The organism is Mesorhizobium sp. 128a (assembly GCF_053848025.1).
Genome location: NZ_JBSPKY010000003.1, coordinates 253,512 through 266,420 on the forward strand (window position 1 = coordinate 253,512; position 12,909 = coordinate 266,420).

The 12,909-nt window shown below is 63.9% G+C and carries 15 protein-coding genes; 4 read left to right on the forward strand and 11 right to left on the reverse strand.

The features are described from left to right. Nucleotides 1-65: 65 nt before the first annotated feature. The 4 genes from ACWTU9_RS07495 to ACWTU9_RS07510 form a co-directional block, all read right to left on the reverse strand. Nucleotides 66-980, reverse strand: a complete 915-nt coding sequence (locus ACWTU9_RS07495) for a sugar phosphate isomerase/epimerase family protein (RefSeq protein ID WP_455857753.1) — start codon at nt 978-980, stop codon at nt 66-68. Between the two features lie 35 nt (nt 981-1,015). Next, nucleotides 1,016-2,548, reverse strand: coding sequence for a mannitol dehydrogenase family protein (locus ACWTU9_RS07500; RefSeq protein WP_455857754.1), 1,533 nt, complete (start codon nt 2,546-2,548; stop codon nt 1,016-1,018). Beyond that, nucleotides 2,545-3,327: an SDR family oxidoreductase gene (locus ACWTU9_RS07505; RefSeq protein WP_455857755.1), complete on the reverse strand. Its 783-nt coding sequence runs from the start codon at nt 3,325-3,327 to the stop codon at nt 2,545-2,547. Before ACWTU9_RS07505 ends, ACWTU9_RS07500 begins: the two co-directional genes overlap by 4 nt. 78 nt (nt 3,328-3,405) lie before the next feature. Continuing rightward, a complete protein-coding gene (locus ACWTU9_RS07510; RefSeq protein ID WP_455857756.1) occupies nt 3,406-4,293 on the reverse strand; it encodes a MurR/RpiR family transcriptional regulator in 888 nt (295 codons plus the stop codon). Between the two features lie 86 nt (nt 4,294-4,379). On the opposite strand from ACWTU9_RS07510, the gene ACWTU9_RS07515 reads away from it, so the two are divergent. Beyond that, the gene (locus ACWTU9_RS07515) at nt 4,380-5,564 is read left to right on the forward strand and encodes a Gfo/Idh/MocA family protein (protein ID WP_455857757.1); all 1,185 of its coding nucleotides are present in this window, start codon (nt 4,380-4,382) and stop codon (nt 5,562-5,564) included. A 313-nt stretch (nt 5,565-5,877) separates the two neighbouring features. After that, the gene (locus ACWTU9_RS07520) at nt 5,878-6,129 is read left to right on the forward strand and encodes a hypothetical protein (protein WP_455857758.1); all 252 of its coding nucleotides are present in this window, start codon (nt 5,878-5,880) and stop codon (nt 6,127-6,129) included. 6 nt (nt 6,130-6,135) lie between these two features. On the opposite strand, the gene ACWTU9_RS07525 is transcribed toward ACWTU9_RS07520, so the two are convergent. The 3 genes from ACWTU9_RS07525 to rsgA form a co-directional block, all read right to left on the reverse strand. Continuing rightward, nucleotides 6,136-6,339, reverse strand: coding sequence for a helix-turn-helix domain-containing protein (locus tag ACWTU9_RS07525; RefSeq protein ID WP_455857938.1), 204 nt, complete (start codon nt 6,337-6,339; stop codon nt 6,136-6,138). After that, on the reverse strand, nt 6,297-6,482 hold the full coding sequence (locus ACWTU9_RS07530; RefSeq protein WP_455857759.1) for a hypothetical protein: 186 nt from the start codon (nt 6,480-6,482) through the stop codon (nt 6,297-6,299). The genes ACWTU9_RS07525 and ACWTU9_RS07530 overlap by 43 nt, the downstream gene beginning before the upstream one ends. A gap of 218 nt (nt 6,483-6,700) precedes the next feature. Beyond that, a complete protein-coding gene (rsgA, locus tag ACWTU9_RS07535) occupies nt 6,701-7,732 on the reverse strand; it encodes a ribosome small subunit-dependent GTPase A (protein WP_455857760.1) in 1,032 nt (343 codons plus the stop codon). 71 nt (nt 7,733-7,803) lie between these two features. Here rsgA and ACWTU9_RS07540 point away from each other — a divergent pair, with 71 nt between their 5' ends. After that, a complete protein-coding gene (locus tag ACWTU9_RS07540; protein ID WP_455857761.1) occupies nt 7,804-8,016 on the forward strand; it encodes a hypothetical protein in 213 nt (70 codons plus the stop codon). Between the two features lie 149 nt (nt 8,017-8,165). Here the strand turns inward: ACWTU9_RS07540 and ACWTU9_RS07545 are convergent, their stop codons facing one another. From ACWTU9_RS07545 to ACWTU9_RS07560, 4 genes are all read right to left on the reverse strand, one after another. Beyond that, nucleotides 8,166-8,453 (reverse strand): hypothetical protein, encoded by a 288-nt coding sequence (locus tag ACWTU9_RS07545; protein WP_455857762.1) that lies wholly within the window; start codon nt 8,451-8,453, stop codon nt 8,166-8,168. A gap of 132 nt (nt 8,454-8,585) precedes the next feature. Further along, nucleotides 8,586-10,697 carry a catalase gene (gene katE, locus ACWTU9_RS07550; RefSeq protein WP_455857763.1) on the reverse strand — a complete coding sequence of 704 codons (2,112 nt, stop codon included), beginning with the start codon at nt 10,695-10,697 and terminating at the stop codon, nt 8,586-8,588. A gap of 86 nt (nt 10,698-10,783) precedes the next feature. Further along, nucleotides 10,784-11,389: a general stress protein gene (locus ACWTU9_RS07555; RefSeq protein ID WP_455857764.1), complete on the reverse strand. Its 606-nt coding sequence runs from the start codon at nt 11,387-11,389 to the stop codon at nt 10,784-10,786. 31 nt (nt 11,390-11,420) lie between these two features. Further along, a complete protein-coding gene (locus ACWTU9_RS07560) occupies nt 11,421-12,170 on the reverse strand; it encodes a DUF4142 domain-containing protein (RefSeq protein ID WP_455857765.1) in 750 nt (249 codons plus the stop codon). 407 nt (nt 12,171-12,577) lie between these two features. On the opposite strand from ACWTU9_RS07560, the gene ACWTU9_RS07565 reads away from it, so the two are divergent. Then, a complete protein-coding gene (locus tag ACWTU9_RS07565) occupies nt 12,578-12,907 on the forward strand; it encodes a low affinity iron permease family protein (RefSeq protein ID WP_455857766.1) in 330 nt (109 codons plus the stop codon). Nucleotides 12,908-12,909 lie beyond the last annotated feature (2 nt).

A 12,909-nucleotide genomic window follows, 5' to 3' on the forward strand; every position in this document is an offset into this window, starting at 1 on the left:
TCCTCCACATTGTTTTCAGTTTCAGGGCCGGACCCTCGGAAGGATCAGACCAAGACGTTTCATCATCATTTGACGAAGGGTCGCAGGACGTCGCGGGCGAGCAGAAAGCCGCGCTTGACCTGATCGTCGCTGCCTTCAAAGCGCCTGTCCTCGTGCTCGATGATGACCGCCCCGTCATAGCCGGCGCGGTAGAGGCCGGAAAAGAAGCCGCTCCAGTCGACATCGCCTAGCCCCGGCATGCGCGGCACCTGCCAACCTATCCCGGCCGAAAGAATCCCGCGCTCATATAACCCATCATGATCAATCATCAGGTCCTTGGCGTGGACATGCAGCATGTAGGGGCCGAATTCCCGGATGAAGCGGCTCTGGTCGATCATCTGCCAGACCAGATGCGAGGGGTCGAAATTCATGCCGACCTCGCCGCTCCAGGTCTCCAGGATGCGGCGCCAGACCTGCGGCGAGTAAGCGATGTTGTGCCCGCCCGGCCATTCGTCATAGCTGAAGATCATCGGGCAATTCTCGAAGGCGAGTTTTACGCCGTGGTCGCGCGCATGAGCGACGATTTCGGGCCAGACTTTCAGCGCATCCTGCCAGTTGACGTCGACGGTCTTCGAGGCGTCGCCGCCACAGAATGTGTTGACCACGGACACACCCATATTGGCGGCCAGCACGATGACCTTCTTCAGATGGCCGATGACCGCCTCGCGGTGTGCGGGGTCGGGATGCAGCGGGTTGGGATAATAGCCGAGGCCGGAGACTGTCAGTTGCTTTTGCGCCAACTCGGCGACGATGTCCTTGGCTTGTGCAGGGGAGGTGGAAGCGGCATCGATGTGGCTGGTGCCGGCATAGCGTCGCGTGGCGCCGGAGGTTTTCGGCCAGCAGGCGATCTCCAGCGCCTCGAACCCGGCGGAGTGCGCCCAATGGGCGACTTCGCCAAGCGGCGTCTCCGCGAAGGGCGCGGTCAGCAATCCAAGTTTCATAGTGCCTCCCCTGGTCGTGGCTTCACGACCGGTACCTATAATGCCGATTGTTTGGATCGCTTCAACCTCGCGACCTCATCTTGTTCCAGACTGTGTCGGACCGCCGCCATCGGATCGTCCGAAAGCAGCTCGCCCAGCGCCGAAGTGACCGCTGCGCGGAACGTCTCGTCGGCGGCAAGGCCGGGGTCGAATATCCCGTCGATGGCAAGGATGGCGGACGCCAGCGCCTGCGCATCATGGCCGGTGGCATCGGCGATCGCCGCGACCTTATCCGCATAGGGATCCGACACCGGCCAGCGTTTGCCGAAGCGGCCCGAGGCCTGGATGAGATAGGCCATCCAGCCGGCGACCGGCACCGACAGCAGACCGATACTGGCGCCCTGGCTCAGCCGGTCGCGGATCGGGTTGAGCAGGCGCTGGACGATCTTCTGCGAGCTATCGGTGGCGATCTGGTGGTTGCGGTGGCGGATCGCGGTGTTCTTCAGCCGGCCGAGGCTCTGCTCAACATAGGCGAGCGGCAAGATGCCAGGCACAGGCATCAGCGTCGGCACAGTCTCTTCCACCAGCATGCGCCTGATGAAGTCCGACAGCAGCGGGTCGGCCATGGCATCCGATGTGTGCTCCAGCCCGGCCAGCACGCCTAGCGTCGCAAGCGATGTCTGGGCGCCGTTCAGCACCCGCATCTTGAGATGCTCGAACGGAGTAACATCATCGACAAAGGTGGCGCCGACCAGATCCCAGCGCGGCATGCGGCCGGCGAATTTTTCCTCGATCACCCATTGCCGGAACGGCTCACTGACAGCGACGGCGCCATCGCGGTAGCCGAACCATTGCTCGACGTTGTCGAGATCGGCCTGCGTTACCGCCGGCGCGATGCGATCGACCATGGCCGAGGGGAAAGCGACATTGGCCGCAATCCAGTCCGCCAGTCCATAACCGCGCCGTTCGGCAAAGCTGCGCACGACATTGCCGAGGATGATGCCATTGGCCGGAATGTTGTCGCAGGAGAGCAGCGTGAGTGGCCTTCCATGCGTGGCCATGCGCAGCTCCAGCGCCCGCGCCAATATTCCGGGCACGCTGCGCGGCGTCTCGGGGTTGGCGAGGTCATGGACGATATCTGGATGGCAGAGGTCGAGTTCGCCGTTCGACGGGATGTGGCAATAGCCCTTCTCGGTCACCGTCATCGTCACCAGTTCGATGTCGGGAGACACCAACACACCCAGCGCCGGTGCGGCACTTTCCTGGCTGTCGACCACCCTGACGATGCTGCCGATGACGCGCGCCTCGATGTGGCTGTTCTCGCGGATCAGTCGCGTGTAGAGGCCGCTCTGCCGTCCCAGCGTGCCGGCAAGGCTTGGCGGGCGGATGTTGATGCCGACGATGCCCCAGCGGTCGAACCGCAGCGAGATGAGATCGTCGGTGTATTCGGCCTGATGGCAGCGGTGGAAAGCGCCGACACCGAGATGCGCCATGCCGGGCGCCAGCATCGTGCGGTCGTAGGACGGTGTCTGCACCGATGCCGGCAAGCGGTCGAGCAGCGCCGGCCCAAGCGTTTCGACGGCGGTCACCGGTTCGTCCCGATCACCGCCTGTTCCTGGTCGATCACCGCGCCGGTCATCGGCCCTGCGGCGTCGGAGAGCAGGAAGACGGCAAGGCTGGCGATATCGTTCGGCGTCAGCAGCCGGCCGAAAGGCTGCGCGGCATTGGCCTTGTCGAGCCAGCCGGGGCCGTTGCCCAGCGTTTCGGCCTGCATGATGCGTTCGGCCGGCGTGTCGGTCCAGCCGACATTGATGCCGTTGACGCGGATGCGGTCGAAGCGGTGGGCATTGGCGGCGTTCTTGGTCAGCGTCGCCAGCGCGCCCTTGGTGGCGGAATAGACGGCAAGCTCCGGCGAACCGCAATGGGCGTTGATCGACAGGATGTTGACGATCGCGCCGGGCTCTCCGCGCTGCTTCATGTCGGCGATCGCCGCCTGCATCAGGAAGAACGGCGCGCGCGCGTTGACGGCGAACAGCGATGCCCAATCGTCGAGGCTGGCGTCGAGGAAAGAAGCGCGGTCGGTCAGCCCGGCGGCGTTGACGAGGGCGTCAATGCGGCCGAAGCGCTCGATGCAGGCCTGCGCCAGGAGGGCAGGGGCTGCCGGATCGGCGAGATCGGCGGCAACGAAGATCGTCGGCGTGCCCAACTGCGACAGCTCTGCGGCCACCGCTTCGCCACGCGTCGTCTCGCGCCCGGTGACCAGAAGGCCGGCGGCGCCGGAGCGCGCCAGCGTCTCGGCTATGGCGCGGCCAATGCCTTGCGTCGACCCGGTGACCAAAGCCACCTTGCCGTCCAGCCGGATCTCCATTCCTCCTCCCGGAACAAAGTTTCTATTTTTTTGAATATGGAACGGCAATTCCCGATAGTCAATTGGACCAGCGGCGCCTCATTCGCCACGCCTTGACGCGACGCCATGGACCAGCGCCATTCCCACGGCCAGTGATGCCGCCAGCGAGCGGAAGCCGGCAAAGTCGGATTCCACCACTTCCAGCCAGCTGTCCGAAAGCCGGATCAGCGGGCTGAAAGTGCTGTCGGTGACGGTGACGATGCGCGCCTTGCGCTCATGAGCCACCGCGACGAGGTCGGGCGTGATCGAATTGTAGGGACTGAAGGAGACCGCCAGCACGGCATCCCGGCCGCCGATGCAGCCGATCTGGTCGAGCGCCGAGGAGCCGACATTGTCGACCAGCACGTTGCGCACGCCCTGCTGCGACAGGGTCAGCGACAGGTAGGCGGTGACGGGAAAGGCGCGCTTGGAGCCGATGACATAGATCAGGTCGGCCGCCGCCAGCAGCGCCACCATCTTGTCGAAACTCTTGACGTCGAAGCCGGCCTCGATGCGGCCAAGCGAGGCCTGCGATGCGCCGACCATACCGTGCAGGAAATGCAGATTGGGCTCGGTCCCGGTGCGTGGCTCGCCGCGTCCTTCCGGCCATGATCCCTTGATATGCTCCTTGAACAGGCCCTGGAAATCGGAAAAGCCGGAATAGCCGAAGATCTGGGCAAAGCGCACCAGCGTCGAGGGTTGCACGCCGGCCTGCGCCGCCACCTGCGCGATGGTGCCGAGCGCCACGTCGCTCGGATGCTGCCACAGGAAGATCGCCACCTGGCGCAGCCGCTTGGGAAAATGCACCGTGCCCGACGACAGCACCGCGCGCAGCTCCTCATACGTCTGCGGCTGGATGTAGCCGAGTGCCGCCAGCGAGCGTCCGCGCTTGCGCGTCGCCGCCTCGTCGGCGATCGATCGTCCGGATCCCTTGCTTGCCCCATTCATGATTTCAGGCTAGCGCGATACGATCGTTTTACAATATGAAAATTGGAACATGTGTTCGAAAGCGGTCTGCCGGGAGGAGCTTGAAAATGGTCTATGCAACATCGGACGGATCGTCTGGCAAGCGGCTCAGGGTCGGCATGGTCGGCGGCGGGCGCAACGCCTTCATCGGCGCCGTGCATCGGCTCGCCATGCGCCTCGACGACCAGATCGTTCTGGTCGCCGGCGCGCTGTCGTCCGATCCGGAGAACGCAGCCGCCTCGGCCGCAGAGATCGGCATCGCGCCGGAGCGCAGCTATGCCGATTATCGTGAGATGGCGCGGGCAGAAGCCGCGCGGCCCGACGGCATCGAGGCGGTCGTCATCGTAACGCCCAATCATCTGCACGCGCCGATCGCCACCGCCTTTCTCGAGACTGGCATCGATGTGATCTGCGACAAGCCGCTGTCGACGACGCTCGATGAGGCACAGGCGCTTGTGGCGCTGGCGCAGGCGAGAAAGCGCCGCTTCGTCGTCACGCTGAACAATACCGGCTACGCCATGGTCCGGCAGGCGCGCGAGATGGTGGCGGCGGGCGCGCTTGGCCGCATCGTGTCCGTGCACGGCGCCTACATCCAGGACTGGCTGACCAAGCCGATCGACGCCGAGGGCCAGAAGCAGGCGGAGTGGCGCACCGATCCGGCGCGCGCCGGGCAGTCGGCGGTGCTGGCCGATATCGGCGTGCATGCCTTCAACCTGGCAAGCTATATCTCCGGCTGCGAGGCCGAGGCGGTGTCCGCCGATCTGTTCACCGCCGTGCCGGGGCGCCGGCTCGACGACAATGCGCATGTGCTGGTGCGCTGGACGGGCGGGGCGCGGGGCACGATCCTGGCCAGCCAGACCTCGCCCGGCCACTACAATGACCTCTCCGTGCGCATCTATGGCGACAAGGCCGGACTCGAATGGTCGGGCGGGCGGCCGGAGGAATTGCGCTTCTCGCCCTATGGCGAGGAAACCCGCACGCTGGTGCGCGGCGGCCATGGCTCGACCGCCGAAAGCCAGCGGGTCTCGCGCATGCCGGCGGCGCATCCGGAAGGCTATATCGAGGCCTTCGCCAATTTCTACCGCGACGCCGCTGATATTATCCGCGCGCATCGGTCGGGCGGCGTGGTCGATGCAGCGCGTGCGGCGCAGGTGCCGGATGTTGTCGATGGCGCACGCGGGGTGAAGTTTGTTGCGGCGGCGGTGGAGTCGAATGCGGCGGGTGGCGCGTGGACGCAGGCGCGGTTTGGGTGAGGCGAGACGACGAGCTGCCGTGGTTTAGCGGCAGAGGCAATCGCTGAAGGCGTTCCCCCACTCCGTCTCGGCTTCGCCAGGCCCCTTACCCGGCGCAGCGCGACCACAACCCCAAGGGATGCGGGGAGGCGCTCGGCGGGTGGGCGATTGTCCTGCCGAAGGCGCTACAGCCGTTCAGCCGACCTAGCTACATCTGGGTGCCGATGTCTTCTTCGGCGGCTTTACTGGATAAAACAAAACACTGCTACTCATGTGTTAATCATGATATGGCTTGTTCATTGTCAGGACACCTGCCCGGCCGTATTCGGTAGCAATGCGCAACCTCTATCTCTTCCTTGCTGCCAGCCTCGGCTGCCTCGTTCTCGCTGCCGTTTCATTGGCGTCGCCGCAAGTCTTGCACGTCACCCTGTTTCCGGACGGCAATGCGCAGAAAGTGGCGCAATGCCGAAGCCTTCTCAAAACCCGTTTCGAAACGGGCAAATGGCCGGACAAGGGCGCGGCTGACTACATACGCTATGACGAGTGTTATTACCTGATCTGCGGTGGAACCAGACCGGACGCTTGAGGAGGCCTAGGGTCCTAGTCGCCGGGCAGTCGATCGGGTTTGCGACGGCAATTCCCCAACAGCACTTTTGCAGGCTCCGGCGAAGCGGCCGAGGTGCCAGATGCCATAGCGGGCGGTGATGTCGCCGACCCGTTCGCTGTTGCTTGCCAGCTCCTGGCGCACGGCGTTCAGCCGGCAGAGCGGGCGATAGGTTTTGGGGCCGACGCCGATGGCTTCATAGAGCGCATATTCGAGACCTTCAGCATGGCGGGCATGTGCGCAATCGCGGCCGGCTGCATCAGATCGATTTCGATGATGTCGCGTGCAGTCTGAAAGATGGCGCGCCGCTCGCCGGCCTTCGCCAGGCTCGGCAAGCCGTTGCCTTTGTCACTCGCAAGCAGGGCCGGTTCATCGTTTCGGCAATCTCCGCGCCATGGCTTCGCCGGGCTCGCCGCCTGGCGAGTCGAGCCGGCCTGCCGCGCGAACGCGTGGGTAACCTTCGTCAGCCATACCGGCAGGCCAGCGCTTGAACCGACGGATCTCCTGCCGCTCGTGCAGGGTAAACGGCTTCAAATTTCCTGAAGATGCGCGTTCAACGCCGCTTTGGGCGACCGCCGGGAGATTTGTTGCCGCGCGGCCCGCGCTGAACCGGCGTATTCCCCTGGTTCTCCTCGGACAGTTTGCGCCAGCGGGCAAGGCGCTCGGGATCGAGTGTACCGGCCTTCAAGGCAGCCTGCACGGCGCAGCCCGGTTCGTGGACATGGGTGCAGTCGCGGAACTTGCACAGCGGCGCAAGCTCGGTGATTTCGGCAAACAGCGTGTCGATGCCGGAAGCGACGTCACTGACATGCAGCGTGCGCATGCCGGGCGTATCGATCACCCAGCCGCCGCCGGAAATGGCGTGCAACGATCGCGCCGTGGTGGTGTGGCGTCCCTTGGCATCGTGCTCCCTGATGCCGGCGGTCTGTTGCGGCGATTGCTGCGCCGAGCCGGCCAGCGTGTTGACCAGCGTCGATTTGCCGACGCCGGAGGAGCCGACCAGCGCCACCGTCTGGCCCGCGCCGCACCAGGGGGCGAGGGCCGTTGCGGCATCGGCGACGCGCGGGTTCAGCATCACCACGGCCAGTCCGCGCTGAAGGGACGCGGCCTGGCGTTGGTACGCCTCGGCGTCTTCGGCCGTGTCGGCCTTGGTCAGCAGGAGCACCGGCGTCGTTCCGGCCTCGTTGGCCAGCGCCAGATAGCGCTCGAGCCGGGCGATGTTGAAGTCGGCATTGCAGGAGGTGACGATGAACAGCGTGTCGACATTGGCAGCGGCCAGTTGCGGCACCCTGCCGCCCTGCGTGCGGCGCTCCAGCACCGTCTTGCGGGTCAGACGGCGGCGCAGCAGATGCGTGCGGGGCTCGACCAGCACCCAGTCGCCGACGGCATAGTCGCCGGTGTTGGCATTGGGCGGTAGCGTCAGATCCGTTGGCCCTGCCTGGGACAGGCCGGCCAGGCGGTCACGATGCACCGAGGCGATGCGCGCCGGGATGAGGTCTTTCTCATCAGGTTCAAGCTGATCGCCGAAAAAATCCACCCATCCGAGGCTGGCGAGGGTAGCGGGATCTGTCACAGCCTTGACCAAGGGGACGGTGTCGCAGGCATCGGGGGTATCCTTGGCAAATGGGCCGACAACAGCCTTTTGGAAGCAGGGCGATGATCCGAGCCGTTCTATGGGGGCATGGCCGTGTTTGGCAAGCCGGGCCATCAAAAGCTTGGAGGCCAGGCATCCACAACCGCCGGCAGCGTTTCTTCCCTGCGGCGGACGTCGGGACGTGGAGCGATCTGGCGGCTGCCGATCCCGATCCGTTTGCGGATGAAAAAGAACGCGCCGCGGCCAAGAAAAAGAAGAAACCGCCGCAGGCGTGAGCGAGTTCGCGCGCACCGAGGCGCGCTGTCTTCCTTGCGAGGGGATGGCCGGCGCCACAGGGGGCGGGGGGTTGGGATGGGGTTGCCTGAAGCACCGGCCAAAGCGGGACAAGTCCCACGCCCAACAAGCTAGCAGAGGTTGGATCGGTTCATATGGTGTGATCGCGGAACTGGCGCAAAAGCGCTTTCGCATCGCCGCTTCGGCGCCGCCAAAGGCCGCGCAACCGGGGGTTTCCAGTGGGTTGCGTGGGTTGCGCAAGCGCCGGTTGAGGATGTTCGGGCAACTGCCGTTTTGAGTGTTGCTTCGAGCGCCAAGTGGAGCGCGACCAGGGCGGCAAGTTCATCGTGGTGGACCATAGCCGCGAGAGTTCGCGCATCAGCGACATGTCTCTGAGTTCGCCGATCGGGCCGGAGACGACGATGCGGCCGTTCTGCATGAGATAGCCGCGTAGGCCTGTCAATCACCGCTGTCGAATGAGCTCATGGCCAAAATGAAGGCGATCTACGACCAGGACATCAAGCCCTACGTGCATCAGCACTGGCGGTAACTGAGAGTTTCCCTTCGCCGGCTATGCCATCTTCACCTTTGGCTCGCGCGCCCACAGGCGCAGCGCGCCGAGGGCAGACAGGAAACCAGCGACATCCTTGGGTCCGGAAAGGGCGATGCAGCCCTCGTCGAGGCTGTCGGCAACCCCTGCCTTGTCGAGCAGCGGCAGTGCGGCCTCGATATAGCCGATGAACTTGCAATGGGCGAAAGCATCGGCGACGAAATCGCGCGCCGTGGATTCCTTGAGCAGGTCGGCCATTGCCGCCTTGGCGGGCAGCAGGGCGACCGCATCGTAGAGCACCGACGGACCGCCCCCGATCATCTGCTGGGCCTCGATAAGGCTGCCGTCCCTGGCTTTGGCGCCACCGACCTTCGGGGCGATGATTTCGAACACCGCGCCGGCCTTGGCCAAGGCACCAGTCATCGCCTTGAGCAGCGCGGCATCGGTGCCGTCGGTGACCAATATGCCGAGCTTGCGGCCCTCGAAACGATCGGGGCCATTGGCGACGATGCTGAGCGATGGGGCAGCAGCCAGATCCCGCCTTGTGGCAATGGCTGCATCGGCAGGCTTCGGCATTGCCTTCAGGCCAAGCCCGTCGCCGACCTTGTTGGCCAGCCCTTCATCGATGTTGAGCAGGTGGGAGACCATGCGCTCGCGGATGACAGGGGTCTGCACCTTGCTGAGCTCGAAGGTCAGCGCCGCCGCTATATGGCCTTGCTCAGGCGGCGTCTGGCTGATGTAGAACTGCCGCGCCTGGCTGTAATGGTCGGCGAAGCTTTCGGCGCGGATGCGCTGTTTGGGACCCTGCTCGGCCTCGGCAAAAGAGCGGAAGCCGCGCTGCGGCGATTCCCTTGGGCCTTCGCCGAAGGAATTCGGCTGGTAGTTCACCCGTCCCACAGGGTTGCGCATGGCCATATGGCCGTCCTGTTGGAAATGGTGGAACGGGCATTTCGGCGCGTTGATCGGGATGTGGGTGAAGTTGGTGCTGCCGAGACGCTTTATCTGCGTGTCGAGGTAGGAAAAATTTCGACCCTGCAGCAGCGGGTCGTTGGAGAAGTCGATGCCGGGCGGAACGTTCTGGGTCATGAAGGCGACCTGCTCGGTCTCGGCGAAGAAATTGTCGGGCATGCGGTCGAGCACGAGGCGGCCGACCGGGATCGGCGGCAGGATTTCTTCCGGGATGAGCTTGGTGGCGTCGAGCACGTCGAAATCGAAGCTGTCGGCAAAGTCCTGGTCGAACAGCTGCAGCTGCAGCTCCCACTCCGGAAAGTTGCCGGCCTTTATCGACTCCCATAGGTCGCGGCGATGAAAGTCTGGATCGGCGCCGTTGATCTTCACAGCTTCGTTCCAGGCCACGGATTGCAGCCCGAGCTTCGGCTTCCAGTGGAATTTGACGAAGGTCGCTTCTTCCTTGGCGTTGAGCATGCGGAAGGTGTGGACACCAAACCCTTCCATGAATCGGAAGGAGCGCGGGATCGCCCGGTCCGACATCACCCACATGATCATGTGCATGGATTCGGGCGTCAGCGAGATGAAATCCCAGAAATTGTCATGTGCCGATTGCGCTTGCGGGAAGGCGCGATCGGGCTCTTCCTTGACGGCATGCACCATGTCGGGAAACTTGATCGCATCCTGGATGAAGAAGACAGGGATGTTGTTGCCGACGATGTCCCAGTTGCCTTCCTGCGTGTAGAGCTTGACGGCGAAGCCGCGCACATCGCGCGCCAGGTCGAAGGAGCCCTTGTTGCCGGCGACGGTGGAGAAGCGCACGAAGGCCGGCGTCTTTTCCCCGGCGCGCTGGAAGATGTCGGCACGGGTGTATTTGGCGAGCGACTCGTAGGTCTCGAAATAGCCGTGTGCGCCGTAGCCGCGCGCATGCACGACGCGCTCGGGGATACGCTCATGGTCGAAGTGAAAAATCTTCTCGCGGAAATGGAAGTCTTCGAGAATGGTCGGGCCGCGGGCGCCGATCTTGAGTGAATTCTGGTCGTCCGAGACCGGTCCGCCCTGGGCGGTGGTGAGGACTGGAACATCGCCCTCGGCAGTCTGATGCAATTCGCCGCCTTCGCCTCGAACCAGCTTCTGATCGTGAATGACTGCCTGATGGCTGACGCGACTTGGAGACTTGGTCATGGATGGTTTCCTTGGAGCGAGTGCATGCATTCTTGGGCATCGGATATAACGAAGCCCCGCCGCCTTTCGGCGGCGGGGCTCGGTGATCAGAGCGGGCTGGCGTTGCGCACCCTGTCGCGCTCGGCCTCGATGTCGGTATAAGGGTCGGCATCGGCGTCGAAGCCGGTCCAGCCATCGGCTTCGTAGACGCCGCGACGCTCGTCCAGATCGACGGAATTTGTCTGCCCGAGGATAAGCTCGGCTTGGCCGGCGAGCTCGTCGCTTACCCTGGCGGTGACCAGAGTACCACCGCGGCGAACGCCCTCGGCGTAAACGTGGGCATCCCTTTCCGGTACACCGGACTCGGTGAGCGCGCCGACAATGCCACCCGCGGCACCGCCGACCACCGCGCCGCCAACCGCGCCGACGGCTGTTGCGGCCAGCCAACCGGCGGCCACGACCGGGCCGACGCCCGGAATGGCCATCAGGCCAAGGCCGGTCAGCAACCCGCCGGCACCGCCGATGACGGCGCCGACGCCGGCGCCGCCGGCCGCATCCTCGGCGGCCTTGGAGCTGTCGCCGTTCTCATACCAATCGTTCGAATTGTTGGCGACGATGCTGATGTCGGCATGCGGCACGCCGCTCGCTTCCAGTTCACCGACGGCGTCGGAAGCGTCATCGTAATTGTCGAAAAGTCCGGTTACGGTTTTCATTATCTTGATCTCCTCGATCTGTTTCGGTGGTTCAATTGGCGCCGGCAACCACGTTGCCCTGGTAGTCGAGCGCAACGGTGGTGGTCTTGCCATCCTTGGTCGCCTGGCCCCGCCAGATGCCCTTGTCGTCTTTCGTCAGTGCGGACACGTCGGAGAAGCCGGCATCCTGAATGCGGCTCTTGGCCTGGTCCTCGGTGAAGCTGTTGGCGCCGGGGACCGGGGCGGCCGGATTGGCGGTGTCGGTCGTGGTCACGGCCGGGGTGGTCGAACTGGTGGTCGACGATGCATTGTCCGTGGCGGAAGCGATCTTTTCGATCATTTCCTGATGCATCTTGAGTGTCGGCAGGGTCTCCGAGGCGAAGGACTTCAACTGCGCATTGTCGCCGTCCTTGGCATAGCTCTCGAACAGGGTGACCGCTTCGGAATGCGCATCGCGCTGCATCTGGACATAGGGCTTGTCGTCCTTGGCATTCTGCAGCGAGTCGAGGTCGGCTTTGTGCTTGGCGTCCAGTTCCTTGGGCACCGTCAGCTTCTGCTCGCCGGCGATGGACTCGAGCTTGGCGTTGGCCGCGCCATGATCGTCGATCATCCTGTGCGCGAAATCCTTGACGCCCTGGTCCTGGGCCTTGCCTTCAAAGTTCTTGCTGGAATCCACTTCGAACATGCCGCCGACGGCGGCCTTGTCGATGAAGTCCTGCGCGCTGTCGGCAGCGAAAGCGGGGAGGGCGAAGGTCAGGGCTGTGGCCGTGGCCAGTGAAGCCAGAATTAGACGAGTTTTCATAAGGCCGATCCTTTGTTGGGCACGGATGTGCTGTCGAGCTAACAAGCATCGATCGGCTTTGTTCCGGCGTGCGAGTGATTATCCCTGGGTGATTCAAATCCGGAATCCATCGGCCGGAGTTGCCTCACCCTGCCTTCCCTTGCGCGAGGTGGCCGGCGCGGAACTTTCTGCCCGCGCGCCAATTTTTCTACCGCTGGCACACACGCCAGCCACTCCAGAAGCTCTGCCCGCTGGCTTGCGCCAGCGGGCCTTTTGCGCGCCAGGCTATTGAAGTTGGTGGCTGCGAGCCGGGTGCTTCTTGGCTGGTGATTGGAACCTAAATTTCCTGGACCTGTTTTGCCTCGAGCAGAAAATCCGACAGGTGGCACCGCATGGATCTCACCTATCGAGCCTAGGTAAATCGACGAATGAACCGGTTTCTATTCCTCGCGGCTGACTTCCTCTCAAGACCTCCCGGCTTCTATGTGATGATCGTTGCCATGATCATCTGCACGGCCCTGGTTCCGTTCGGCCTCACCAATGCGGTGACCTACGCTCTATCCGTAGCGGCCATAGTCATCACCGGCGTGGTGTTGATCCAGGGCTACCGCGATACGGCAGCCATTCATGCCAAGCTCGACGAGATCATCGTCTCCCTCAACGAGACGCGCAACGACGTGGTCGGCCTGGAACATCAGGATCCGGAGGAGATCAAAGCCAAGCTGCGCAAGCTCGAGGACGAGGCATCGACCCGCTGATA

Coding starts and splice junctions, on each gene's coding strand:
- ACWTU9_RS07555 (WP_455857764.1), bottom strand. CDS start 11,389: ATGAAAACCGTAACCGGACTTTTCGACAATTACGATGACGCTTCCGAC.
- ACWTU9_RS07515 (WP_455857757.1), top strand. CDS start 4,380: ATGGTCTATGCAACATCGGACGGATCGTCTGGCAAGCGGCTCAGGGTC.
- ACWTU9_RS07545 (WP_455857762.1), bottom strand. CDS start 8,453: ATGCAGAACGGCCGCATCGTCGTCTCCGGCCCGATCGGCGAACTCAGA.
- ACWTU9_RS07520 (WP_455857758.1), top strand. CDS start 5,878: ATGCGCAACCTCTATCTCTTCCTTGCTGCCAGCCTCGGCTGCCTCGTT.
- katE (WP_455857763.1), bottom strand. CDS start 10,697: ATGACCAAGTCTCCAAGTCGCGTCAGCCATCAGGCAGTCATTCACGAT.
- ACWTU9_RS07560 (WP_455857765.1), bottom strand. CDS start 12,170: ATGAAAACTCGTCTAATTCTGGCTTCACTGGCCACGGCCACAGCCCTG.
- ACWTU9_RS07540 (WP_455857761.1), top strand. CDS start 7,804: ATGATCCGAGCCGTTCTATGGGGGCATGGCCGTGTTTGGCAAGCCGGG.
- ACWTU9_RS07505 (WP_455857755.1), bottom strand. CDS start 3,327: ATGGAGATCCGGCTGGACGGCAAGGTGGCTTTGGTCACCGGGTCGACG.
- ACWTU9_RS07495 (WP_455857753.1), bottom strand. CDS start 980: ATGAAACTTGGATTGCTGACCGCGCCCTTCGCGGAGACGCCGCTTGGC.
- ACWTU9_RS07565 (WP_455857766.1), top strand. CDS start 12,578: ATGAACCGGTTTCTATTCCTCGCGGCTGACTTCCTCTCAAGACCTCCC.
- ACWTU9_RS07510 (WP_455857756.1), bottom strand. CDS start 4,293: ATGAATGGGGCAAGCAAGGGATCCGGACGATCGATCGCCGACGAGGCG.